At 57.5% G+C, this 24,582-nt stretch carries 22 protein-coding genes; 10 read left to right on the plus strand and 12 right to left on the minus strand.

Features of this window, described 5'->3' with window-relative positions:
• Window positions 1-125: 125 nt before the first annotated feature.
• Window positions 126-1,112, plus strand: coding sequence for a DMT family transporter (locus DET50_RS15865; RefSeq protein WP_113863729.1), 987 nt, complete (start codon window positions 126-128; stop codon window positions 1,110-1,112).
• Here DET50_RS15865 and DET50_RS15870 read toward each other — a convergent pair.
• Complete coding sequence (locus tag DET50_RS15870; RefSeq protein WP_113863730.1) at window positions 1,048-1,647, minus strand: class I SAM-dependent methyltransferase; 600 nt, start codon at window positions 1,645-1,647, stop codon at window positions 1,048-1,050. The genes DET50_RS15865 and DET50_RS15870 overlap by 65 nt on opposite strands.
• A 223-nt stretch (window positions 1,648-1,870) precedes the next feature.
• Between DET50_RS15870 and DET50_RS15875 the strand changes: the two genes are divergently transcribed.
• The 5 genes from DET50_RS15875 (at window position 1,871) to DET50_RS15895 (ending at window position 7,214) form a co-directional block, all read left to right on the plus strand.
• On the plus strand, window positions 1,871-2,218 hold the full coding sequence (locus tag DET50_RS15875; RefSeq protein WP_113863731.1) for a nucleotide pyrophosphohydrolase: 348 nt from the start codon (window positions 1,871-1,873) through the stop codon (window positions 2,216-2,218).
• A gap of 12 nt (window positions 2,219-2,230) precedes the next feature.
• Window positions 2,231-4,612, plus strand: coding sequence for a DNA/RNA helicase domain-containing protein (locus DET50_RS15880; RefSeq protein WP_113863732.1), 2,382 nt, complete (start codon window positions 2,231-2,233; stop codon window positions 4,610-4,612).
• A 33-nt stretch (window positions 4,613-4,645) separates the two neighbouring features.
• Window positions 4,646-5,215, plus strand: coding sequence for a 3'-5' exonuclease (locus DET50_RS15885; protein ID WP_258546148.1), 570 nt, complete (start codon window positions 4,646-4,648; stop codon window positions 5,213-5,215).
• Window positions 5,216-5,337: 122 nt separating this feature from the next.
• Window positions 5,338-5,781, plus strand: coding sequence for a PAS domain S-box protein (locus tag DET50_RS15890; protein ID WP_113863734.1), 444 nt, complete (start codon window positions 5,338-5,340; stop codon window positions 5,779-5,781).
• Window positions 5,782-5,882: 101 nt separating this feature from the next.
• Complete coding sequence (locus DET50_RS15895) at window positions 5,883-7,214, plus strand: NADH:flavin oxidoreductase/NADH oxidase family protein (RefSeq protein ID WP_113863786.1); 1,332 nt, start codon at window positions 5,883-5,885, stop codon at window positions 7,212-7,214.
• Between the two features lie 73 nt (window positions 7,215-7,287).
• Here the strand turns inward: DET50_RS15895 and hepT are convergent, their stop codons facing one another.
• From hepT to DET50_RS15925, 6 genes are all read right to left on the minus strand, one after another.
• A complete protein-coding gene (gene hepT, locus DET50_RS15900) occupies window positions 7,288-7,704 on the minus strand; it encodes a type VII toxin-antitoxin system HepT family RNase toxin (protein WP_113863735.1) in 417 nt (138 codons plus the stop codon).
• A complete protein-coding gene (mntA, locus tag DET50_RS15905; protein WP_113863736.1) occupies window positions 7,686-8,099 on the minus strand; it encodes a type VII toxin-antitoxin system MntA family adenylyltransferase antitoxin in 414 nt (137 codons plus the stop codon). The genes hepT and mntA overlap by 19 nt, the downstream gene beginning before the upstream one ends.
• Before the next feature lie 89 nt (window positions 8,100-8,188).
• Window positions 8,189-9,340, minus strand: coding sequence for a Wadjet anti-phage system protein JetD domain-containing protein (locus tag DET50_RS15910; protein WP_113863737.1), 1,152 nt, complete (start codon window positions 9,338-9,340; stop codon window positions 8,189-8,191).
• Window positions 9,324-12,647, minus strand: coding sequence for an ATP-binding protein (locus DET50_RS15915; protein WP_113863738.1), 3,324 nt, complete (start codon window positions 12,645-12,647; stop codon window positions 9,324-9,326). The genes DET50_RS15910 and DET50_RS15915 overlap by 17 nt, the downstream gene beginning before the upstream one ends.
• Complete coding sequence (locus DET50_RS15920) at window positions 12,644-13,387, minus strand: DUF4194 domain-containing protein (protein WP_113863739.1); 744 nt, start codon at window positions 13,385-13,387, stop codon at window positions 12,644-12,646. The genes DET50_RS15915 and DET50_RS15920 overlap by 4 nt, the downstream gene beginning before the upstream one ends.
• 6 nt (window positions 13,388-13,393) lie before the next feature.
• Window positions 13,394-14,890 carry a DUF3375 domain-containing protein gene (locus DET50_RS15925; protein WP_113863740.1) on the minus strand — a complete coding sequence of 499 codons (1,497 nt, stop codon included), beginning with the start codon at window positions 14,888-14,890 and terminating at the stop codon, window positions 13,394-13,396.
• A 206-nt stretch (window positions 14,891-15,096) separates the two neighbouring features.
• On the opposite strand from DET50_RS15925, the gene sstT reads away from it, so the two are divergent.
• Window positions 15,097-16,320 (plus strand): serine/threonine transporter SstT, encoded by a 1,224-nt coding sequence (gene sstT, locus DET50_RS15930; RefSeq protein ID WP_113863741.1) that lies wholly within the window; start codon window positions 15,097-15,099, stop codon window positions 16,318-16,320.
• Between the two features lie 7 nt (window positions 16,321-16,327).
• Window positions 16,328-16,825 (plus strand): shikimate kinase, encoded by a 498-nt coding sequence (locus DET50_RS15935; RefSeq protein ID WP_113863742.1) that lies wholly within the window; start codon window positions 16,328-16,330, stop codon window positions 16,823-16,825.
• A gap of 11 nt (window positions 16,826-16,836) precedes the next feature.
• Here DET50_RS15935 and DET50_RS15940 read toward each other — a convergent pair whose 3' ends face one another.
• Window positions 16,837-17,583: an SDR family oxidoreductase gene (locus DET50_RS15940; protein ID WP_113863743.1), complete on the minus strand. Its 747-nt coding sequence runs from the start codon at window positions 17,581-17,583 to the stop codon at window positions 16,837-16,839.
• 26 nt (window positions 17,584-17,609) lie between these two features.
• A complete protein-coding gene (locus DET50_RS15945; protein ID WP_092004197.1) occupies window positions 17,610-18,350 on the minus strand; it encodes an NYN domain-containing protein in 741 nt (246 codons plus the stop codon).
• A gap of 337 nt (window positions 18,351-18,687) precedes the next feature.
• Between DET50_RS15945 and DET50_RS15950 the strand changes: the two genes are divergently transcribed.
• Window positions 18,688-19,650, plus strand: coding sequence for a hypothetical protein (locus DET50_RS15950; RefSeq protein WP_147252226.1), 963 nt, complete (start codon window positions 18,688-18,690; stop codon window positions 19,648-19,650).
• A 582-nt stretch (window positions 19,651-20,232) separates the two neighbouring features.
• Complete coding sequence (locus DET50_RS19680; RefSeq protein ID WP_258546149.1) at window positions 20,233-20,622, plus strand: fibronectin type III domain-containing protein; 390 nt, start codon at window positions 20,233-20,235, stop codon at window positions 20,620-20,622.
• Window positions 20,623-20,657: 35 nt separating this feature from the next.
• Here DET50_RS19680 and DET50_RS15965 read toward each other — a convergent pair whose 3' ends face one another.
• The 3 genes from DET50_RS15965 to DET50_RS15975 all read right to left on the minus strand — a co-directional run bounded on the left by DET50_RS15965 (window position 20,658) and on the right by DET50_RS15975 (window position 24,582).
• Entirely contained in the window at window positions 20,658-22,538 is a 1,881-nt protein-coding gene (locus DET50_RS15965) for an ATP-binding protein (RefSeq protein WP_258546150.1), read from the minus strand.
• A 120-nt stretch (window positions 22,539-22,658) separates the two neighbouring features.
• Window positions 22,659-23,861, minus strand: coding sequence for a FecR domain-containing protein (locus tag DET50_RS15970; RefSeq protein WP_113863746.1), 1,203 nt, complete (start codon window positions 23,859-23,861; stop codon window positions 22,659-22,661).
• Complete coding sequence (locus DET50_RS15975) at window positions 23,854-24,582, minus strand: response regulator transcription factor (RefSeq protein WP_092004188.1); 729 nt, start codon at window positions 24,580-24,582, stop codon at window positions 23,854-23,856. Before DET50_RS15975 ends, DET50_RS15970 begins: the two co-directional genes overlap by 8 nt.

Consider the following 24,582-nt stretch of genomic DNA (forward strand, 5'->3'; position numbering starts at 1 on the left):
AGTAGGCTGAAGAGGATCAATCAGATAATCCGCTGAGAAAGATTTTCTTCTTTACATCTTTGGCATTTTATCAACCAGAAATTCCGGATACCCGATAAAGACCCATTGGTTGGTTGAGAGATCAAATGAATTCAGTGTCGGGATCTGGCGTCTTCCTTTTGTCCGCAGCGCTTTCAGCCATCTTCATGGGCACCATCGGCGCCATTTCATTTTACGCAGGCGCGGGTGCCGAGACCGTAACCTTCTATCGCCTCTTCATCGGCGCTCTCCTGGTGGCGGTGTACCTGCTGGCAACCCGGCAACACAGCAAGGTCCTCATTTGGCCCGGCGCGAAGGTACTCGTGACCGGTGCATTCCTCGCCGGATTCGTGATGTTCTACATCCTGGCGATGGGCTACACCAGTATGGCCAACGCCGTGATGGTGATGTACCTGGCGCCGGTTACGGCCTCCGTGATTGCACATTTCTTCCTGGGTGAACGCCTCACCACAGCGAGCGTCGGCTTGATTGGTCTCGCCTTGCTGGGTTTCGCCATGATGATGGAGTTCAACTTCAACCTGAGTGGCCGAGCCGAGGAAGCGATTGGTCTGGCTTATGCGCTTTGCGCCATGCTGTGTTACGTGGCCTTTATGCTCACCAATCGTATGATCGACGACCGAATTCACGTGGTTACCCGAAGCGGGTATCAAATGCTTGCCGGAGCCCTGTGCATGTTGCCGCTTATGCTGCGCGAGGGTGAGGCAATAGCCGCGGCGCAATGGAGCTGGTTGATTGCCGCCGGCGTGATTCCCGGTTTCCTGGCCATCATGCTGGCCGTCATTGCCCTCAGATCCTTGCCGGCGGCCACCTTTGGTACCCTGGCTTATCTGGAGCCGATTACCGTTGTTGCACTTGCCTGGGTTCTGTTCGACCAGACCCTGAACGGTCTTCAACTGTCAGGGTGCGCGCTGATTATTCTTGCGGGTATCGCCCAGGCATTGTTGCTTAACAGGCGGCCTCTACCGGAAAGGGCTGTCCCAGTAACGTCTTTAGCAGGTTTCAGCGCAGCTATACCTTGCGCGCCACAAACTGCACCACCGCGCCAACACCGGTGTGAAACAGGCCCTCATTAATCTCCCTCTCAATCTCCCGGGCCAGGACAATCTCATCGCCGGCAAACACCTGCTCAAGCTCCGCCTGGCTGAACATCATCTCCGGATTACCGGGACCACCTGTGCCGCGGCCGATCTGATCCTCGGTATAGCCTTCCAGAATCAGATAGCCTCCAGGCTTCAGCGCTTGCCTTGCCATTTTCAAGGAGTGCTGCCGCACCTGGGGCGGAGTATGGGCAAAGATCATCACCACCGCTGCAAAGGTGTCCGGCTCGGGGGTATATGCTCCCAGATCCGCATGCACAGTCTGAATGTTCACACCGCGCCGCCCGGCCAGCTGTTCGGCCTTGTCCAGACCAACCCGTGACAGATCCACGCAGGTCACCTCATGCCCCAGATCGGCGAGGTGTACCGCATTGCGGCCTTCCCCCTCGGCCAGGCACAGAACGGGGCCGGATCGCTCGGCTAATTCGAGCTCCTGCCAGAGCTGAGCGAGAAAGGTGTTGGGTTCCTCGCCGTAGACATAGGCGTCCTGATTGAATCTTTCGTCCCACATGGTTTTTCCTGAGGTTTTCAGGTTGAGGTTGGCTTAAGGTTATAAAAGATTGACAATATCAAAATCAGTCGGTTATGGGCTTATTGATTAATGCTATAACCGCTTTAAACAGTTATGGTGGTGTTCCGAGATGCTGCGGAGGTAAGAATTCGCCAGTAGGCAGCTATCATTTTGAAAGTCACGATAGGCGTTCTGCTTTCGCTAAGGGGAGAGAATAAGAGTCATGGATTCACTCGAAGATTTGAGGAATGAACTCAAACAGTTCGCACAGGATCGGGACTGGCGTCAATTCCATTCCCCTAAAAATCTTGCCATGGCGCTCTGTGGCGAGATCGGGGAACTGGCAGAACAGTTCCAGTGGTTGCGTGAGGATGACTCAAGGAACCTGAGTGAAAAAAAGCTTGCCGCTGTTAAAGGAGAAATAGCTGATATTCAGTTGTATCTGATTCTGCTCGCTGACTCACTGGGAATCGATATAGTTCAAGTGTCGAATGAGAAAATTGCATTGAACGCCGAGAAGTATCCGGTAGAGAAGTCAAAGGGTCGGTCAGATAAATACAACGAGCTTTGAGGGGCCGGACCTGTGATAGTTTATTCTGCTTCCAAGGCTGAGTTTGTTGAGCACGTTAAATTTAACGCTATCGAGAAACTGATCGAAGAAGCCGTTTATAAGAAACTTAAGCGGCGAACGGGCAAGTCAGAAGTCCAGTCCTGGAAGAATTCACTCCAGTATATGTTCAATATACTAACTGATGAGAGCATTCCTGCGTCGGCCGGCGTTGCGGTTGAGTACAACATTCCTCTCACAAGCAGGCGAGTTGACTTCATACTCACGGGAAAAGATAGATCTCGGAATGACACGGCAATTATTGTTGAGTTGAAGCAGTGGAGCACAGCTCAGGTGACTGAGAAGGACGCCATCGTGAAGACTTATCTGAACGGTGGTATCCAAGAGACCAACCATCCCTCCTATCAAGCTTGGTCATATTCTGCATTGATTGAGGACTATAACGAGACGGTGCGGGATGAACACATTGGGTTGAGACCTTGTGCCTATCTGCACAACATGGAATGTGGGGCCGCCGTCAATGATTCCCGATATGCCGAGCACACCGACAGAGCCCCTGTTTTCATCAATAGTGATGCCAAAAAGCTCTCGGATTTTCTCAAGCGGTATATCAAGTACGGCGATACCGACGACATCATGTACAGGATTGAACATGGTGTTATCAAGCCATCCAAGACTCTTGCCGATAGCCTCGCATCCATGCTGCGAGGCAACCGGGAATTTATCCTGCTCGATGAGCAGAAGTTAGTTTATGAAACGGCTCTCGAGCTTTCCGAGAAAGGGCGTGAAAACCCAAAACAGACCCTGATTGTTAAAGGTGGTCCGGGTACTGGTAAATCAGTGGTAGCTGTAAACCTTCTAGTTGAGGCAACCAACAGAGAGATGCTGGCACAGTTCGTCAGTAAAAATGCGGCGCCGAGAGAGGTTTTTAAAACTCGCCTGACCGGAACCATGCGGAAAACTCATATCGATAACTTATTTCGTGGCTCCGGCGGATACACAGAGACCGAGAGCAATCGGTTTGACCTCTTGATTGTGGATGAGGCCCACCGACTGAACGAGAAATCCGGTCTTTACGGGAATTTGGGCGAGAACCAGATCAAGGAGTTAATAAAAAGTTCCAAGACCTCGATCTTTTTTATCGATGAAGATCAGCGAGTAACTCTTTCGGATATCGGAACGATAGGAGAGATTCGCGACTTCGCGCGCAAGCTGGGTTCGAAAGTGACTGTAATGGAGCTTTCCTCGCAGTTTCGTTGCAATGGCTCTGACGGCTACCTCGCATGGGTCGACCATGTGCTGCAAATCCGGCAAACGGCAAACGCAAATCTGGAAGGCATAGATTACGATTTCAGGGTATTTGATGATCCTAATCAGTTGAGGGAAGTAATAGAAAAGAAAAACAGGCGAGCCAACAAGGCGAGACTGGTTGCTGGATACTGTTGGGATTGGAATAGTAAAAAGAATCCCGAGGCATACGACATCGCTATTCCCGAGCATGGTTTCAAGGCGAGATGGAATCTCGATAAACATGGTAGTAAGTGGCTTATAGCGGAAGACTCCATCAGTGAAATCGGGTGTATTCATACCTGCCAGGGACTGGAACTGGAGTATGTCGGAGTCATACTGGGCGATGATTTCCTGATACGCGATGGGGTTGCTGTAACCAATGCTTCCAAGCGATCTAGATCCGACCGCTCTGTTCGTGGTTACAAAAAAATGCTCAAGGAGGATCGAGAGAGCGCCCTTGCTATTGCCGATATGATTATCAAAAACACGTATCGCACCCTTATGACTCGGGGTATGAAAGGGTGCTACATCTACTCGTCCGATCCGGAGACTCGGGAATATTTCCGTTCAGTCTCGAGATCATGGGTTGAGGAGAAAGACGACGAGATGTTGCTGCATGCCTTGCCTTACGACGTGGTGGATTATGAAGCAGCTAGGCCTTATGAGGGCTATGTGCCGCTTTACGATTTGCAGGCAGCAGCCGGCGATTTCAGCGAGTTCCAATATCCTGAAGAATCCCAATGGGTGCACCTCCCGGAGCATTTCCACACCAAAAAAGGTCAGTTCGTCGTTCAGGTTGTAGGTGAGTCGATGAACAAGCGAATTCCGAACGGCGCATGGTGTCTTTTTAGTGACAATCCAGGTGGAACTCGAAATGGCAAGATCGTTCTGGTTCAACATCGGGCCATCGAAGATCCCGATCATGGAGGGAGCTACACGGTTAAGCTCTACCGGAGTGAGAAGACCTTTGTGGATGGTGACTTGGTCAACCAGAGGGTCACTCTCTCGCCTGTAACAAGCTCCGTAGGCTATGCAGATCTTGTGTTTGATGCAGATGATTTGGACGATTTGCATGTAGTGGGGGAGTTTGTTGCGGTTTTGGCTTAAGGGGGCGATTTCCTGAATAACGCAATTTTGATTGTGGACCTTGAAGCTACCTGCTGGCAAAACAGCCTCACCCCCTCCGGTGAGCGCCAGAACATCCACAACATGGAAATCATCGAATTCGGCTGCGCCCTCGCAACGCGGGCCGGTGAACTTCTGGATGCTCGTTCTTTCCTGGTCCGGCCAGCTCGTAACCCGGTGCTGAGCGAGTTTTGCACTTCCTTGACCAGTATCTCCCAATCAATGGTCGATGAGGCCTCAATCTATCCGGATGTGGTAAGCGCACTAAATAACTGGCTAGGCACCCCAGAGGAATCGCTCATCTGGTGCAGTTGGGGAAACTACGATCGGCTGCATATCCTCGCCGAGAGTGAGAAACACGGCCTCCTGCCGTCCTTCATGGCGTACCCGCACCTGAACCTCAAACGAATCTGGCGGCTGAGTACGGGGCAGAAGAAAAAAAATGGTTTGTCGAATGCTCTGATTTACCACAACCTGGCATTCGAGGGGCGGCAGCATCGAGGCGTGGACGACGCCAGGAATATTGTTCGTTTATTGCCTGTCATGGACTGGTCGTTGGAGTCTGAACTGCTTACCCATCCCTAGACTTGAGCAGAGTCGGATCAGAAGCTTCATCGGGTCTCAGTGCGGTGCCGTATACGCTTTCGGTGAACTCGGTATAAGCACCTCTCGGCAATGAACGGAAAAATGTTTTGGAGATCCCCCGAATGGCATTCATGCGAAAAACAAAACAGGAGCTGGAAGCCGCTCTTGAGAAACTCGAGGCAGCGGAAGCCCGGATTCAGGAACTGGAAGCCAATGTCCGCGCTATCGAGCGCGTTGCCGGCGTGATGGTTCTGTCGCCGGATGGCCTCATCGAGAGCGTCAATGACATTGTCCTGGACGGGTTGGGGTATCAGCGTTATGACCTGATCGGTCAGCATCATCGGGTGCTGTGTGACGAGGAGTACACCAGAAGCGAAGACTACATACGATTCTGGCGCGAGCTTGTCACCGGCCATACCAGGCAGGGCCGCTTTGAGCGTGTCCATGCCAACGGCCACCGTATCTGGTTGGAAGCCTGTTACTCGCCAGTGATGAGTGACAAGGGGCTCTCCAGACGTGTCATTACCCTGGTGAGTGATATCAGTGAAGGATCACCAGGGTCCTGAGCCTCTTTGCCGCGGGTGCCGGCCTTCTCGGCCATTGTTTGCATACCTTTCTACGGACATGATCTGGATTCATGCGAACCATCAACAATCAGGATGATCCCATGCCCCCATCGCCCCTTGCCCAATCCCTGAAACTCCCCTGCGGCGCCGTTCTGCCCAATCGTCTCGCCAAGGCTGCCATGACCGAAGGCTTGTCCGACGACCACTTACACGCCACCCACCGGCACGAAACGCTCTATCGCCGCTGGTCCGATGGCGGAGCCGGCTTGCTGATCACGGGCAATGTGATGATCGATCACCGGGTACTGGAACGGCCGGGCAACGTGGCCATCGATCCGGCACCGGCGGAGGGTGAGCCTGAGGGTATGGCGGAGTTGCGCGCCTGGGCCAGGGCCGGCACCCGCAATGGTAATCACCTGTGGATGCAGATTTCTCACGCCGGTCGGCAGTCGCCGCGCTATGTGACTTCGCGGCCGATGGGGCCTTCAGCGGTCCAGCTGTCACTGATGGGCAACTATGCCCGACCGAAGGCGCTGAGCGAGCCGGAGATCCTCGATTTTATCCAGCGCTTTGCCAACGTCGCCCGGATTGCCAGGGAAGCGGGCTTCACCGGTGTTCAGGTGCATGGGGCCCATGGTTATCTGCTGTCGTCTTTCCTGTCTCCGGTCACCAACCAGCGGACGGATCGTTGGGGTGGGTCGCTGGAGAACCGGGCCCGTTTCCTGCTCGAGGTCGTTCGGGCGACTCGTGCGGCGGTGGGCCCGGAGTTCCCGGTGGCGGTCAAACTCAATTCCGACGATTTCCGGAAGGGTGGATTTACCCTTGATGAGTGTGTGAATGTGGTTCGCTGGCTCAATGAGGAGGGGATCGACTTGCTGGAGGTGTCGGGTGGCACCTACGAACAACCGCGATTGCTCGGATACAGCGGTGATGCGGAAACCGCGAGCGAAGGGCCGGCCATGCGGGAAAGCACCCGGAAGCGGGAGGCCTATTTCCTCGATTACGCCCAGAAAATTCGCGAAGTCTGTGATTGCCCGCTGATGGTCACCGGTGGGTTCCGGACCCGCGAGTTTATGGAAGAGGTGGTCGCCAATGGCGAGACGGATGTGATCGGCCTGGGTCGCCCGCTCTGTACGGACCCGGATACTCCCAAGGATCTGCTCGAAGGGCGCATCGAGAAGACGGTTTGCCATGAGGATCACATCAAGCTTGCACAGCGCGGTTTCTTCTCACCGGCCAGTCCGCTGATGCCGCTCAAAGTGATTAATGTGCTGGGTGGCCAGGCCTGGTACTACCAGCAGATTTTCCGGCTGGCAGACAATGAAGAGGCCGATCCGGAGCTGGGTATCCTCAAGGCTGTCGGCGCTTACCTGAAGGATGAACTCACCCGGGCCCGACGGGTGAAGAAAGCCCGCCGGCACCGGAGTCTCTGATTACCCTTATTACATCGCGATGGGTTCTAACTGCCTTGATAGAGGGGGCCTGCCAGTAACCTGATTGACGTTTCTAGGCCATTAAATCCGAGAACACCCTGGCAAACTCCCGAAAGTCGCCAAGATGGTTCCTGCAGATTGAATACACAATCTCCCAGTTCACATCGTCGTAATTGTGAACCATCACGTTTCGAAAACCGACTGACTTTCTCAATCGAACGGCAAGCTCGGGGTCGATAACGCCGGATTGGGCCAGGGCCTCGAAGGCTTGGCCCATCGTTTTCGGTGCCGTGGCTTCGGTGTGCTCTGCCAGCCAATGAGAAGCGATGTCCACACACATTTGCACCGCGCGCGTGAGGTTCAGAGAAATAATATCCTGGGCATCCAGGTCATCCAGCAGCGAATCCAGATTTTCGGGAAGTCGTGATTCCACACGTTGAATGCAGCGTCTGAGCGATTCCAGTTTCTGAGCTACGAGTTGTTCATCCATGCGCGCCGTCGTCCTTCGAGTATGCGTTTCTGGTAGGGCACAAAGTCTTCATTTTCCATGATATTGCGGTAGATCAGATCTCCCCACTGGTGGCGCGTGCCGATTACCTGGATTCCGTTATGGACTATCTGATCCAGCAACGGCTGACCTGCTGTACGCAAATCCACAAGATCCACCGCACGGTTGAAGGCCAATGCGATCGCTTCGGTGATGGCGATGCGTTCATCCGAGGTGAGTTCTTTATCGGCTTGCACTCCAACATCGATATCGCTGTCCGGGCGTGCTTTGCCGCTAGCCATGGAACCAAACAGGACAGCAAGCCGGATTTGCGGAAATTTGGTCAGTAATTCTCTGAGTTTGAGAATGGCCGGATTTTCAGACGATTTGGATGTCATTTTGTTTGCCCGGTGAAGAGTCAATCAAAGTTTATCAGAAAGCCTGGTAGTAAGGGTCAGGTTGGCGACGCTCGAGGCTATCGCAACTATCAGGGAGATCCGACAGTCCAGTTAAGCACCGCTCTATGAACCATTTTTACTGGAAGGAACTCCTGTTCCAGCCGGCCGCGGTCCGACTGACGCAGCAGGTGGTAGAGGCCGGCTTCGCTCCCGGTCAGCTCTGGCGGGACGACAGCCGGTGCTGCCTGAGGTTCCTCAACAGCACTTTCGGCGGCAAACCTCTCAAAGGTCGCCCTGTCCATTAATAATGGTGTGAGCTGCGGGAGATGCTCCCTGGCGCGGCCAAGCATGGTCAGACCCCAGGTATCCATGTCACCCCAGTAAGCCACGGCTCGACTGGATAACCAGCTTGCCTGCAACCAGGACAGGTTCAGTCCCGAGCCTAGCACCGCGATAGTATCGGGCGTGGAGGGCAACTGGTGAAGGCAGCGCTCGTTTTCTACCAGGATCAGGCGCTGGCCTGGCAATGGGGTTCTTTGCAGTTCATACGCCCGGACCCGCATTTGTGAGAAGGGCAACAGTGAGCCATCCAGATCTGCGATCAGTAGCCAGTGGTGGCCCTCGTCTTCGGCGCCCAGGAAGGTTTCCAGTCCGGTCTCGCTGGCCCGGCCATCGAACAGGATATCCAGCATCAGGGTAACCAGCTGGCGGTTGCGCTCGAAGAATTTGCTGTCGCTACCGGCGACAGAAAGCGCCCTGAGGGGCTTGCCATCGGCGCAGCCCGGCTGGAGCTGAAGGGCAACTTCACCGCTCAGAATGACATCGCGCTCTGATTTATCCATAACCAAGCTTCGCCGGCGTACGATCAGTGAGTGAAAGCGCGGGTCCAGGGCAGATGCGAGGCGATTGAGCATGCTATATTCCCGCTTGATGTCACTGCTGCCGGTGGCCTGTACCCACTGGCTGGGGGACTCCAGCATCCAGTGGGTTGGTATGTTGATGGCCTCGCTGGTGCTTTGAAAGCGGACAGGCTGCCACTGGACTTGCCCGATCGTAACCTCCCGCCATTGCTGGAGGTGTTCGCGAACCTCTCCGACCTGATCCCTTACCACGGTGCCAGTGGGCTTTCCGATAGTAAGGGTCAATGGCCAGCTCTCCGGCCGGAGCAGGCGTTGCTCGCGCAGGTCTGCATTTTGCCATTGCCGGGTCAGGCGACTTGCCAGTTCATCCGGAGATTTCATGGGCTTTCCGGGCTATTTTTTCTGCGTGGGCTTCCAGCTCTTCCCAGCTCAGTGAAGTAAGGGTGGCGCGCAGGTCTTTGCGGTGCACCAGGATGGCCGAGCGGGTATGAGCCCGCAGCAGCCGCATCTCTTTGTTGGGTGTGACGAATAGTGGGTGCAGGCCAAATTCGTTGAGGGCCGAGATGATGCGACCGGCCACCGCGTGGGAGCTTTTGGAGAACGCTTCGTCCAGCACGATAGTGCCGAACAGGGGCTGGGTGGCGCCGTCCGGGCACAGGGCATAGCTCAGGGAGGCCGTGAGGATATAGCTGGCTATGATTTCTTTTTCGCCACCACTGCCGCCCTGGGAGCCGGTGCGGGTTTCGATCACCGTGCCGGACTCCCGGTCAAGAACCGAGACTTCGAACTGCAGTCTGTAGCGTGGGTCCAGCAAGGCTCGGGCACCTACGGTGCGTTTGTTGTCTGCGGCATCCCGCAGCAAGGCCACCATGTTCTGCAGGGCCTTGAAATGGCTTTCGCCCTGGTCGTCTTTCAGGGCGTCAGCGCGGAGCTGTCTCTGGGCCCGCTCCAGGGTCCGGAGGGATTCGTGGGTAACCCTCCGTGGCTCCAGGCGCAGGTAACGGCCCGGCTGGAAGTCGACCCGCCGCAGGGTGGCGTTCAGGTCGGATATACGTTCCTCAATGATGGCTACCTGGTTCTGGATATGGGCTAGCAACTGGGTGACCCCCTGATCCGATGACTGGTTCAGGTAACTGAGGAAACGCTCAAGTTTCTGGGGGAGGGCCTCTTCTTCCAGCACCCGCAGGCGTTCGAGGTATTCGGGAATGTCCCGGATATCGCTGCCGGTTTCCGTGAGCGCCCCGGTATCGATGGTGCGGGCTTCTCCCATCAGTCGGGTCAGGTTGAGTTCGTAACCCTGAATCTGTTTGCCCAGTTTGCCGATGGCCCTATCCAGCTGTTCGCGCTGGTCCCGCTCCAGGGCTTCCAGACGTTCGTACTGGTCTGCTCCCGGGGTGCGGAAGTGCGCAGCGGCCAGGGTTTGCTGGTCGTCTGTCAGGCCTTCGTCAATCCGGTCCAACAGTTCCGTGCAGCGTCGGGTGGCCTGGGTACGCTTCTCTTCCAGGAGCGCCAGAGTGGTTTCCTGCTGCGAGAGCTTTTTCCGGCTTTGCTCCAGTTTCTGGTGAACCGATTCAAACTCCCGCCGGGCTCTTTCCACATCCGAGTCCGGAGCGGTGAGCGCCTCCAGTCGGCTTTGAAGGGCATCCAGTTCCCGCTGTGCGCTGGGCAGGTCGATGGTGCTGAACTCGGTTTCGCCAAGGAGCTCGTAGAGCTTTACCTGGTCCTGGGTGTCTTTCAGCTTTCTACGGGCTGTTCCGAGTTGCTGCTCCAGGGTGTCCGCTTCCTGGCGGGTTTCTGTCAGCTCTTTGTTAAGGGCAGCGAGGCGGTCACGGTTGTTGAACCCGGTCATCCACCCCTTGTCGAGCCGCTGATTGTCCCGTTTTTCGAAATAGCCCTTCTTGCCTGACATGAGGCCTTGTTGCGTCATCCCTTGGGGTGTCTGACGCAGGGTCTCCGGCGAGTCCACGCAGTGCCGGTCGATTCCGGCCAGCAGGTGTTTCAGGGCTTCCCGGTGAGGATGGTCCTTGAAATTCAGCTTTCGGGTGAAACCGTCATCCATGAACCGGGCCGGGGCCTGGGGGGGCTGGGCCTCCAGCAGACGAACGTGAAGCCGGTTGTCACGGCTGTTTACCCTGTCCAGCGCAGATTGCATGGCCGCCGGGGGCACCAGCAGGCGCAAGCGGTGCCCGCCAATGGCCCGTTCGATCGCGCCGCGCCAGTCGCTTTCTTCGGCTTTGACTTCCACCAGTTCTGCCACGAAGGGCAGGCTGCCCTCATCCAGGTTCAGCGCGCGGGCCAGTTCGCTGCGGAACTCCTGGTAGCGGCCGTCTATGTTGGACCCCGGGCGGGCCTTGATGCGGTCGATTTCTTCACTGAGTTCGGTCAGCGTTTCATTGAGCTTGCCGTGACGGATACGCAGGTCCAGCAGGGATTTGTCCTGCGTGTCTGCGAGTTCGGACAATTCACGCAGTTTTGTCTCGCCGAGCTGGCGGTTCCGAGCCAGAGCCTCGGGCGCCAGTGTACTGTCCAGATCAAGCTTGCCAGTCAGGGTTTGATAATCCCTGGCGTGCCGCTCCCGTTCTTCCACCCAGCGCTTCTGCTGGGAAATCTGCTCTTTGAGTTGCTCAATGCTGGCGCCGCCGGCCTGCAGGTAGATATCTTTCAGGGTGTCGGCTTTGCTGTTCAGTTCCCGGACCGTCTCATCCAATGAGACGAGGGCTTCCCGCCCCTCTTCCAGTTGCTTTTCAAGTTCCTGTTTCCGGCTGTTCCAGAGCTCGTAACCGGTTTGTGCGAACCACACTGGCAGGATCGCTTTCAGGGCCAGTTGCTGGTCCAGCTCGGCTACGACGGCCTGGTGTTTTTCGTGGGTTTCCGCAATGGGCAAGAGCGACTGGTGTTGTTTGCGAGCGGTTTCCAGTTCGCTGTGGATGGCGGCCAGGTCGTCGAACTCACTGGCAACTTCAGCGGCTCGGTCGAATGCCGAGTGGTCGTCCAGCACCAGTTCCCGGAAGATTTCGTCAATGCTGTTGAGTTGTTTCAGGCCCGCGGCGCGGTTGAGCAGTGTAAAGGCATTTTCACCCACTTCGAAAAAACGACGTATCTGGGCCAAATAGGCTTTTTTACTGTCGTTGGTTTGCAAGCCGGGGTTATCCCTTGCGTGCTGTTTGAGCTCCCGGGCCCCGCCCTCATGGTGGATGGCCAGCCAGGTATCCAGGCTCTGGTCATCCCGCTCAGAGAACAGCCACAGGCGCTTAAGGTCGCTGGCGGCAGAGCTGCTGCCGTCTATCCAGAACAGCGCGCCAATGCGAATGGCCTTGTCACCGTTGGAGAAGCGGGCGCTCACAGCGGTAACGGTTTTGCCGGGACGGGCAATGTGGCTGTTGTCACCGCTGTTGTTACCGGCACCGGATACGCCCCGGATGTAGGAGATCAGGTCACGGTCGCTTTCATGGCCCCCGGTGGAGGCCAGGTTGTACCGCGGCTGATGGGTGAGCAAGGTCATCAGCGCATCCACCAGAGTCGTTTTGCCGCTGCCGGTGGGGCCGATGATAGCGGTGCCTTTGGGGTCGATTTCGGCGCAGTGCCGACCGCCGAAGGGTCCCCAGTTGTAAAGGTCCAGGTGGGTCAGAATATAGGCCGTAGGCGGAATAATTTCAGCGGCAAAGAGGTCGGTCTGGGATTGGCTCATAGATCCTCTCCGTCAGCTTCTTCCGGGGCGGATTGGCCGGCCACGCGCCGAAAATGGTGCAACAGGTTCTGCAGGTTCTCAGGGTTTGCCAGATGGGTGATGATCGGGCGGATGATAACCTGATCGTTGGCGTCAATGTCCGAGACGATGCCATGGTTTTTCAGGTTGTCGAGCAGGCTGCGTAGGCGTTTCTGGTCCCGGGTGTCGCTGCCGGTGTCGCCCAGGTACAGCTGTAGTTGAGGCAGTAATTCATCCAGTTCTACTGTAGCCTCAGCGGCTCCGAGCCCGGCTTCCTGTTCGTGGGCGATGAAGTGCTGTCGCAGTATGGCGACCAGCAGGGACTGTTCCATGGTCAGACGCTGGCGACGCACCAGGGGGTGGGACCATTCGTCATCCTTTTCTTCACCCTCTGTGAATAGCTGTTCAGAGACCACCAGAAAGGCCAACCCGCGCACGTCGTCCACCTTCAGGCGCAGGTCGAACGGCTCCAGGACCTCGTTTATGGCGGCGGTCTGGGTAATGGCAACCTGGTAGAGTTTGGGCTTCCGGTCCGCTTCAAGCAATCCGTATTTAAGCAGCTCCTGGGTGGTGGCTTTCACACTGCCGGGCGTGTAGTGGCCAGCCTCTGTCGGCGGCCTTTGCTGAACTGCATCGTCCGGGGCCTCTGACGATTGTTGCGGTTCTTCCGTAGCTTGTTCCTTTTCGGCCTGGCGTGTCAGGCGGTCAAAATAGTCAGACATGCGGCTTTACAGCTCCCAGTCGATGGATTCTGCGTCTTGTCGGGTCAGCGTCAGTTGCGGCACGTAGAAGCGCAGCCGCTGGCCATTGCTGTCGGTAATGTCGACGGCTTCCCGGTCTTCAGTGATCTCCACTTCCGCCTCACGGGCCATCGCCAGCCAGAGGGCGATGGTTTCCAGGTCGTGGGTGGGCGGCAAATGAGTGGCCAGGTCGCCAATGGTCATGGGGCGGTCGGTGACTTTCAGTAACTCCACCGTTTCCTCATAGAGGGCTTCCCTGTCGAGACCATCAAAAGCACGCCAGAAGTCTTCACCGACTTCGTCCAGATTAACGCTCTGGTCAGCCAGCTCCAGGCTTTGTTCCTGTTCTTCGGTGGCCGATTTGAATCTCAGCCGTTCAGCCAGCGGCAGGCTGGAAACCGCCACGGCAACCGGTGGTAGGGGTGTCTCGCTTTTGCGGACCCTGTGGCTGGACCAGTCAACGTTGAGCGCAGTGTTCAGTATGCTGTTGAGCAGTTCGCCAACCCTGTGGTTCTCGGCCGCCAGCCCGGTTTTGAGGAAGCCTTTGACATCTTTTTCGCTGCGGGCCCGTGCCCGGATAACGGCAGCGGATTCCTGAATCAGACGGATGACCAGCCAGCGTAATTCATCCTGTTGTTGCCGGGACAGGGCGTGGCGGGTCGCCGGATTTTTCAGGATAGTCCGCAGCCGGTGTTTCATGTTGTCCAGCTCGGTGGACCGGCTGAGTTGCTCGTTGAAGTTGTGGAAGACCTTGCCTTCGGCGGTTTCCAGCAGGGTATCGTGCCCATCCAGCAAGCGGTCAACAATTTCGCCCCGGTGATGCTGTTCGCTGACGATGGACTGGCGCAACTGCCGGTCAGCCTCCCGGTAGGAGTCCTCCACCCGGCGGAAGTCGGCCCGCAGGCTGGTGGCAAGGTTGTAGACTTCGCGGATGCCTTCTGCCGCTTCGGCACCTGCCAGCACTTTGAAGCGACCGGCTTCCACTTCCGCCAGCTCGTGCTCCAGATCTTTTATCTTGCGGCGTATATGGTCGGCACGGCTTTGGGCATTCGGGTTCAGACGGGTTTCCAGGTTTTCAATCTCCCGCTGCACCGTAGCCAGGCGTGAGGCCGTGGACGTCATGATTTTTTCATCCAGGCCCTCAACAAAGGCGAGGGCCTTTTGCAGGGCATCTGTGGCCATCAGGCGGCCGTCCCGCTCAACAATCAGCCCTTTGCGAATCCAGGCGCGCAGCTCTTTTCTGGCATCAGCCGCCGGGTCGTCAGTGGATAGCTCCAGGTCATCGCTGTTGGCATGCTCCCGCAGGATATCTGTCAGCATTTGTTGGGCATCCTCGAACAGGATTTCTTCCCGGTTCTGCTCCATTAACGCCTGCAGGCAGCTGAGCACCAGGGGGCCTCTGGTGGCTGAGAGCAGCTTCCATGCCGGATGCTGGTGTCGGGCGACCAGGTAGGCGCGGGTTCTCAGGTGGGTTTGTTCGTCCATGGGCAATCGGAAGTACCATCTGAAAAGGTTGGGCGAGAATGATAACCCCTATAGTAATCGTGGGGCGGTTCCCGCTACAACGGAATAGTCACCAGTACGCCCGAGCGGAACTTTGCAGGCTCCGGTTTCGGATTCCCCGTGTCTCGTTAATCTGGCATTTGTGGTAAATTCCGCCGCCCGTTCAATCCTTTCAACCGGAGCCTATGATGTCCAGCGGGCAAACCACGTTCTTCCGTCCCCTTCTGCAGTTGGGTCTGATTCCCCAGATCATGCTCGGCATCATTGCAGGGGTAGCACTGGCACTGCTTTCACCTGAAACCGCCAAATCATTTTCGCTACTCGGTCAGTTGTTTATTTCAGCACTCAAGGCCGTCGCGCCTATCCTTGTGTTTGTGCTGGTGGCAGCCGCTATCGCGGCCCATGAAAAAGGTCAGCCAACGCATATCCGCGGCGTACTGGTGCTATACGTTGTTGGTACGCTCATCGCTGCACTGGTCGCGGTTGTTGCCAGCTTTCTATTCCCGACGGAGCTGACGCTGGACCTGCCGGAAGTCAGTGGTGAGCCACCCGGGAGCATCATCGAAATCCTGAGAGACCTGTTGCTCAGCATGGTGGCCAACCCGGTAACTGCGTTAATGGAAGGCAACTTCATTGCCATTCTGGCCTGGGCTGTGGGGCTCGGGTTCATGCTTCGCCAGGCCAGTGATGCCACCAGCAAGGTGTTGAAAGACCTGTCAGACGCGATTTCCGATATTGTCCATATCGTGATTCGCTTTGCGCCTCTCGGTATTCTGGGGCTGGTCGCCAACACATTGGCCGAGACCGGCGTTGGCGCCTTGCGGGAGTATGGTCAGCTTCTGGGCGTAATCGTGGGTTGTATGCTGTTCGTGGCGCTGGTGACCAACCCGCTGATTGTTTTCCTGAAAACCCGCCAGAATCCTTTCCCGCTGGTTTTTGCCTGCCTTCGGGGCAGCGCCGTCACCGCCTTTTTTACCCGCAGTTCTGCCGCCAATATTCCGGTTAACATGGAGTTGTGCAAGCAATTGGAACTGGACCCGGATACCTACTCCATTTCTATTCCGCTGGGTGCGACCATCAACATGGCTGGCGCGGCCATCACCATTTCTGTGATCACCCTGGCTGCGGCGAATACGCTCGGCATCCCCGTGGATTTCGCTACAGCCATGTTGCTGTGCGTGGTGTCAGCGGTTGCAGCTTGCGGGGTGTCAGGCGTTGCGGGCGGGTCGTTGCTGTTGATTCCGCTGGCCACCAGCCTGTTCGGTATTTCAACGGAAGTGGCCATGCAGGTGGTGGCCATTGGCTTTGTGATCAGCGTGGTTCAGGATTCCACGGAAACCGCCCTGAACTCATCCACCGATGTTTTGTTCACCGCAGCCGCCTGTCGCGCCGCCGAGCGAAAAGCGGGGTAACCAGTCGATGGCTCGAAACCTGGTCTTTATCGGTATGCCCGGCAGCGGCAAAAGTACTGTTGGAGTGCTGGTCGCCAAGCGACTGGGGCTGGGCTTCGTGGATACCGACCTGCTCATCCAGCAGGAAGCGGGGCGCACACTGCAGGAGATCGTGGACCAGGACGGCTACCAGGCTCTACGGAAGATCGAGGAGCAGGTGTTGCTGAACCTGACCGTCGAGAACCACGTTATCAGTACCGGCGGCAGCGCGGTCTACAGTGATGTAGCCATGCGCCACCTGAAAACCAATGGAACCGTGGTTTTTCTGGATATCCCGCTGGACGTGGTGATCGAACGTATTGGCGACTACAGCCTGCGGGGCATTTCGCGCCGACCGGATCAGTCGCTGGCCGAGTTGTTTGACGAGCGTTTTGCGCTGTATTCCCGTTATGCCGATGTAACGGTGAAGGGGGCTGGCCTCACTCACGATGAGGTGTGTGAGGCGGTGCTTTCGGCGGTAAGTTAAGAAATCAGGAGCTACATCGCGCGTGCAAACAGCTTGAACGGCAGCGCCTTGATCACGTAGCTGAGCGGCGTCCACGGCCACCAGGGCACGTAGGCGCGGCGTTTTTCCTTGTCGATGGCGCTGACCAGGGCGGCGACACCGGTGTCAAGGTCGACCCGGAAGGGTGCATTCTTGGTGCTGCGGTTGATGTCGGTGAGGATGTAGCCGGGCATGATGTTGGTGACCCGGATGGGTGTGCCTTCGGTATCCAGCTGCAGGCCCTCGGCCAGGGAGGCCACGGCGGCTTTGGTGGCGGCGTAGACGTTCATGGCGCCCCGGAAGCCGCGTACGCCGCTGACGGAGGACATCAGCACCAGATGGCCCGCGTTCTGGGCCCGGAAGATCTCCATGGCGGCTTCGCATTGGGCGATGGCTGCCACAAAGTTGGTCTCTGCCGCCTGGCGGTTGGATTCGAAGTGGCCCTGGCCGATGCCGTGGCTGCTGGCCATGCCGGCGTTGACCACGATGCGGTCGAGGCTGCCCAGCTCTTCTTTGAAGCTCTGAAATACCTCCGGTACCCGGTCGTAATCGCACACATCCAGAGCCTGGATGACCACGCGGATGTTCGGGTAGCTTGTGGTCAGCTCTTGCTGGAGCGCCTCCAGATTCTCCACGCGCCGGGCACAGAGGGCCAGGTTGCAACCTTTGGCCGCCCAGGCCCGGGCCATGCCCATGCCCAGACCACTGCTGGCCCCGGTAATCAGGATGTTACGTCGCATTCTCCACTCCTATTATTGGCGCCGGCTTAGCCGGGGCTCTTTATGTAAACCACATTTTTATCGCCAACCCGGATCTCGAACAGCTCGCTGGCCTTGATCAGGTCGCTCAGTTTCTTGTAACCGTAGTTTACCGGGGAGAATGAGCTGTTGTTGGAGATGTATTGGCCCACCTTGCCAAGGTGCGCCCAGCCATCGTCATCGGCGGTTTGCTCAACGGCGGTGCGCAGGGTTCTGACAAGCACCGAGTCGCCCCGGAGCTGATTGCGGCCCCATTTCTTCTGGGTTCTGGCGGCCGGCTCTGTGCCGTTGTCACCTTCCTCTTCGTCCGCCTCGTCCCGGAGGTTCTCGGTATAGATGAACTGGGAACAGGCGTTCACGAAGGGCAGGGGTGTCTTCCGCTCGCCAAATCCGAACACGGGCAAGCCCGCTTCCAGAATGCGCATCACCAGCGGCGTGAAGTCGCTGTCACTAGTCATCAGCGCGAAGGCGTCCACGTTGCCGCTGTATAGCAGGTCCATCGCGTCGATGATCATCGAGGCATCGGTGGCGTTCTTGCCGGTGGTGTAGGCGAACTGCTGGATGGGGCGGATGGCATTGGGGTGGAGTTTCTCAATCCAGCCGCCCAGTTGCGGGCCATTCCAGTTGCCGTGGGCGTGCCGTATGTTCACGGCACCGTACTTGGCCAGTTCCTGGAGCACTCCCTCAATAGCTTGGTGGCTGACGTTGTCACAGTCGATCAGCAGGGCAATTCGGTAGTTGGAGCTCATCTTCCTTGAGGTTTCCTTTTGGTTGGGATCGGAATAGGCAAGTAAATCAATTAACTGATGTTGCCAATTTTTACAAAGTTGGCCTTCAACTTTGCACCAGAGTTGATCATTATTCCATTCATAACAGATGTAACTTTCTCAAAGCGACAACGGATGTCTGCTCTCCTGAATAACATCCCTCCTCAAAAACCGTCGCTGAAGTATCCCGAAGCCGGGAAATGTGCCGTGCGTTTTGCGCGTCACTGACCAGGGCGCACCCGATTTGCGTCTGCAAGGAACAACCAAAAAAATGAAAAAGGAGCTAGTGATGAGGTTCAATTCAAGGATTCTTCCTGGGGTGGCTATTGTAGCAACAGGAGTTCTCGCGGGATGTGGAGGAGGCGGCGGAGATGACGGCGGTTCCAAAACCACTGCTCTGCAACTTGACCCGGCCAACTATGGCGAGCAGCCGGCAGCAATTCGCAATATGAGTGACCTGGATGCGGCAACATCGATGTACCAGGATGTGTCCGAAATTCAGGCCTTTGTTTCGGATGTTGGCTACGCGCTGGGCTCCACTACGGTTTCTGCGGCGGCTACAACCACGGCAGCATCCGAATTGTGTTCGGTTGAGAACGGCAACCTCAAGGTGACAGAAGAGCTCGGCGAGACTGGGGAATACTATGAGTACCGTTTCGATAACTGTGTGGTTCCAAACTACACGCCCACCCTGCTGTTGGATGGCTACGTGGTCATGGATATCCAGGTTTCAAGCGATGTCAGCAAGATGGTGATGGCCGAGTCGTACAATATCTCCGGTAAGCTGGGCGCAGAGCAGATGCCCATTGGTATCGTCGGCAAGCAGACCATGACCGCCGTGATGCGGAGCGAGACTGACATGACGATCGATATCTCGACTCCGGCTCTGGAGTATCTGTATGGGGACCAGTACACGGCGCTTCGGGACTCCCGGATCTCCATGGCGCTGAAAGGCGATACGGTAAGCCTGAGCATGAATAGCCAGTTGGTCGGTTCGGCCCTTAATGGCTATCTGACGGTCACTACACCCACTGCAATTGTCGGAAATCAGTACACTGATTGCCCAAGCAGCGGCCACATGAAAGTAGAGGGTGACGGTGTTGTTGAAGTTCGGTACGGCAGCAACACTGCTACCGGTACTGGCACCGAGGTGTTGCTGAATGGCAGCCAGGTTGAATATTACGACGGTTGTCCGGTGGATATGCCGCTGCCATCCGGCGGTGTCACCGTGTTGGATCTCAACGGCAGCGCCGATAAAACGGTTGCCTTGCCAGCCCAGTAATTTGATCTGCCCTCAGCCACACTCCGCCCGGAGTGTGGCTGGCACTTTTACAAGACATAGCGCGTATCTTTCAAGATACGGAGCGCTTTAAGCCCAGCGCCGCACTGCCCGCGGGACTCAGTTATTCCAACGCCAGCCAACGACTCCTCTATCTGATTCGGGAGGCCTTTCGGAGACAACTCTCCGGAGTGGCTCTCAAGGACCGGACGGAAGAGGTGGTGATTGATTCAAAGAGCGAAAGTAAAAACTTCCTTACCAGGAGTTGACGCCTGAGGGAGGCTAATGGCGTCAGATCCCCGAACAGATCGATTGCCGGTAGAACTCGTCTGAACCTTACGATTTGGCAAGAAACTGCCCGCTCAGCCTTTCCAAATTTCTCAAACTTTCCCACGTAACTTCCTGCCACCCCGCAACCTTGCGATTTTTACTTACCTGAACCTGTCTAAAAATTGACAATTTCGTAACTGGCCGAGCGACATTCTTAATCACCATAATGCCGGCGTTTTGTAAAATTCTGTCAAATCGTCGAAAAAGTGGTGTGAGAGATATATGAAAAGCGTCATCAAAACGTCAGGGTCAGTAATGGCCGCAGCTTTTTTGGGCGCGTTGCTCACGGGCTGTGGTGGGGGTTCTTCCTCTTCGGAAACGTCTTCCCAGGGAGCGATTGGAGACGGTGGCAGTAAAACGGTTGATGGTAGCAAGGCGCTGCTGAGCTGGACTGCGCCTTCCACCCGTGTAAACGGTGACGGCATCTCCATGGGTGAGCTGGACAGCTATGTTATTCGTTACGGCCAGGATGCCGACAATCTCACCGAGCGGGTGGTGATTGGTGATGCCGCCGAGGATGCCACCATGTCTTACACCGTCGGTGGTCTGGGCCAGGGTACCTGGTATTTCTCCATCCAGGTTCAGGACACCAGTGGCCTGATGAGTGCTCCTTCTGCGGTTGTCAGCAAGACCATCCAGTCCTGATCCATCCGCATCGCCCGTGCCTGAAGTGTGCAGTCTCAGGCCAGCGGGTCGGCCATCGGTAGCTTCAGGGTGAACGAGGTTCCCTCTCCGGGAGTCGAAGCGACCGAAATCTCTCCCCGATGTTTTTCCACCACTGTCTTCACGAATGACAGTCCCAGCCCCGCGCCGTGAATGCCGGCCAGCTCGCTGCTTTTCTGGCGCATGAAGCGGTCAAACAGATAGGGCAATTCCTGCTGATCAATACCGGTGCCTTCATCCGTTACCGTCAGGCAGGCCTGGTGACCGGCACGGAATACCTGCACGTTGACGGTGGAGCCGGGTGGGCTGTACTGCACAGCGTTGGTCATCAGGTTGATCACGGCCCGCTCCAGCAGCTCGGCGTTGCCCCGCAGCCAGAGATCCTCGGTGCCTTGCAGGGAGAACTCGATGTGTTTCTCGGCAGCCTGTTCGCTGACGCTGTCCCGTGCGTTCTCGGCAATGGCCAGGAATTCGCACTCGTAGAAACGGGTCTCGGTCAGCTGTTCGGCGCGAGCCAGCTGCACGAACTCCTCGGCCAGGTTGTAGCTGCGCCGGGCCAGCTTGCCCAGCTGTTCGAGTTGTGCAGGTTCAATGTTGGAAGGATCCCGCTTCAACTGCTCAATCAGGGCGAGCTGGGACACCAACGGCGAGCGCACATCGTGGGAGATGAAGTCGATGGCCTCCCGGTGCTGGCGCTGTTGTTCCCGCAACTCGGAGATGTCCGAGATGTTGGCGATAATGCCGTGCTGGTCTGTGTCCGGCAGGGCGAACGGCGCAAAGTGAATCAGGAAGTCCTTGTCATGGATGCGCAGGTCCACTGTGCGGCTCTGTTGCATGGTCAGGGTTTCCGAGATGGTTTCATGCCAGGGCGGAATATCCCGGGGGTCGTGACCCTGCAGGAGGCGGGCCAGGGGCATGCCGTCCAGACTCGGCATGGGGTCGCCGAACCATTCCTCGATGTGGCCGTTGGCAAAGCGGATGGCACCCAGCTCGTCCGTCACGATAATGCCATCGGGCATGTGCTCGAAGCTGCGGCGGATGAACTGTTGCATCCGGTTCATGCGCTCGGTTGCTGTCCGCAGCCGTTCTATGCGCGCTGAAATGTTTTCCCGAATCTCGGAATGTTCGGCAATGGGAGGCGCTTCTTCCAGCCGCAGGCGCCTGAGGTAGCGCTGAATCGCCTCCCGGCCGAGGTCGTTGGGCATGGTAAAGCCCAGGGTGTACCGGGTGTCGCCCCGGTCAAGCCGGATCCAGCTTACCCGGGGCTGATGCAGCCACTGCCCGGTGGTCAGGGAGTCGGGGATATCCGCCATGGTGAGATTGCGGGCGGAGAGAATGCCCTGCCCGTCGGTCAGTAACCAGCCCTCCGGCTGGAACAGTACACGGAAGTAGTTCAGCAACTGGGCCGGATGGTTCCGGGAAGGTGCCTGCAGGTTGACCCTTGGGCTGGTGACGAGCCTGTCCAGCTGCTGGTTGAGAAAGCGGTTCGCCGTGGCCAGGCGAAGGCCGCTGGAGACCGGGAAGGCGATCAGGGGAATCAGTATGGCGTTCGCCACCGGTATCCACACCCCGGCGCCGAACAGCACTACCATGCCTAACGCGGTGGCGGACCCTGCGATGGCAATGCAGGTGAACAAGGTGCGGCTCGGGCGAATCCGGGGTAGCAGTACCGAAACCAGGATCAGGACAATCAGGCTCAATACAGCGCCCGCCCAGGCGGGAGCCTGCCGGATAAACAGGGCCTTGCTTTGTTCCGGGAAGGCCAGCTGGCTGCTGGAGAGCGCGGTTTCCAGTAGCCCCTGATCAAGAATCTTGGGCAGGACTGACAGTTGGATCAGCAGCAGTATCGCGAGCAGAATCAGGCCCAGGTTCCAGGGAGTCGTTCGGATGATTGGCAAGTCCCGGCTCATGCGCCCTGCTGTTGGTGTTGGTCGTTCAAGGTATTGTTCCAGAAAGCACTCTCAGCCGGACAAAATACCGTTTTCAGGGACGAGTTCCAAGGTTTGGATCGTATTGTTCTAGCCGCGATTGTCGCGGTCGGGAAGCGAGGTAACCTGTTCGCCGGAAACATCGCCCGAATTGCCAGGATTGGCGATGCGGTTGGGATAGACGGTGAGAGCCCGGGCTTCGGTCGCCGCCACCGACTTTCCGCCGGCTTCGGTCACTACGCGCCAGTAATACAGGCCCGGTTCAAGGGGCCGTGAGGGCAGGGCCTGGGTCTCGGGCGCCCACTCGCTGGTGGCAATAACGTTCCGGAAATTCCTGTCACTGGCGACCTCCACTCTGGCGATTTCGTTCTCGCCATTGAGCTGCCAGCGGAATTCGGGCATGTCGTCGTGGGCGCTGGCACCCGGGGCCGGGTAAGACAGCGTGGCCACCTGCGCCTGCAGACGGACTTCCATCGGAACGGTGGCGGGCATGCCTGCCAGGCCGCTGGCGTCCAGAGCTGCGATTTGGATCTGGTAGCCGCCGTTGTCCAGCAGGCCGACATCAAACCGGTTGCCGCTAACTTCACGACTGCCGATCCATTCGCCGCTGGCGGTCTCGAAGATGTCGAGCCGGTAGCCGGAGGCATCCTCGCCTTGCCAGGTCACTTCGAGTGGCAGCGTTGAGACCACCTCTGGCAGGGGGGTGATGTCGGGAGCATCCGGCAGCTGCCGGATGGTAACCCCGGTGTGACCATCGGTGCCGACGCTGGCCCGGTACCCGGCCGGAATCCGCTGGGCTTTGCCCGGAGCTCCGAAATCCACCATGCCCTCGGTAACCCGGACCAAAGTTGACTCGGCAGAAGCCTGAACGGTGAAGGTCGAGTGCTGCGTCAAGGCTACGGCGGTTGCCGTCTCGATGTATACGGGAAGGGGATTCCAGTCGCCGGAGTGTGCCCGGGCATGAACCTTTCCTTCGATCAGCCGTACCCGGGGTGAGCTTTCGGTTGCCAGTTCGACAATCTGCAGGCGTGTGCGCGGGAACAGGCGCAGCTCGACGTCTTCGTTCAGCTGGATCGTGGCAGTGCCCGCGCCGGATACAATTTCGTCGCCGGCCCGGAGGGAGGTTCCCCCGTCCAGCGGTACCGAGCGTTCGGACTGGCTGGGCAGAAGCTGCACGCTTGCCGTGGTGTAGGACACCCGGGTCGTTTCCGCCGCGCTGTAAGTCGCTGCCGTTGCCAGCGAAGCTGTCAAGGCAAGCAGTGTCAGGGTGCGGCGGAGCAGGGCGTCACTCATTGGCTGCCAGGGGTCTGTCCAGTTCGTCGTTGTCCAGGGCTTTCATGGACTCAAGGCGGTAGCCCCGCTGGTAGATCGTCTTGATCCGGAAGCCGTTCTCCGGGTTCAGGCCCAGGCGGCGGCGCAGACGGCTCATGTGAGTATCCACCGTGCGGGTGTTGATGTCACGGGCCAGGCCCCAGACGCGCTCAAGCAGCATTTCCCGGGTCAGCAGGCGGCCCTGGTTCTGGAACAGGAACAGGGTCAGGTCGAAGTCCTTGTCCGTGAGCGTCAGTTCCTCACCGTGCAGGGAGATGGAGCGCTGCTGTGTGTTGATCTCGAACGGGCCGTAAACCAGGACTTCTTTCTCGTTGTCCGGGTTGGTGCGGCGGGCCAGCGCGTTGATCCGGGCAGACAGCTCGGCGGCACGGGGAGGTTTGGCCAGGTAATCGTCGGCTCCGGCATCCAGCGCCCGAACGATGTCGGATTCGCTGTCGCGCTGGGTCAGAAAGATGACCGGGATAGGCCAGTTCAGCTGCGCCCGAACACTCTCCAGCACATCGATGCCCGTCATGTCGGGGATCTGCCAGTCCAGGATCAGCAGGTCGTAACTGCGGTGCAATACGGCACTCAGAAAGCTCTGGCCGGTCGGAAAGCTGTCGCAGTGGTGCCCGCGTTCGGCCAGGATATTCTGGACGTTCTGCGCCTGTTCGTGTTCGTCTTCAAGCAGAGCAATGCGCAT

It is taken from the genome of Marinobacter pelagius (genome assembly GCF_003315345.1).
In the GTDB taxonomy this organism is placed as follows: Bacteria; Pseudomonadota; Gammaproteobacteria; order Pseudomonadales; family Oleiphilaceae; genus Marinobacter; species Marinobacter pelagius_A.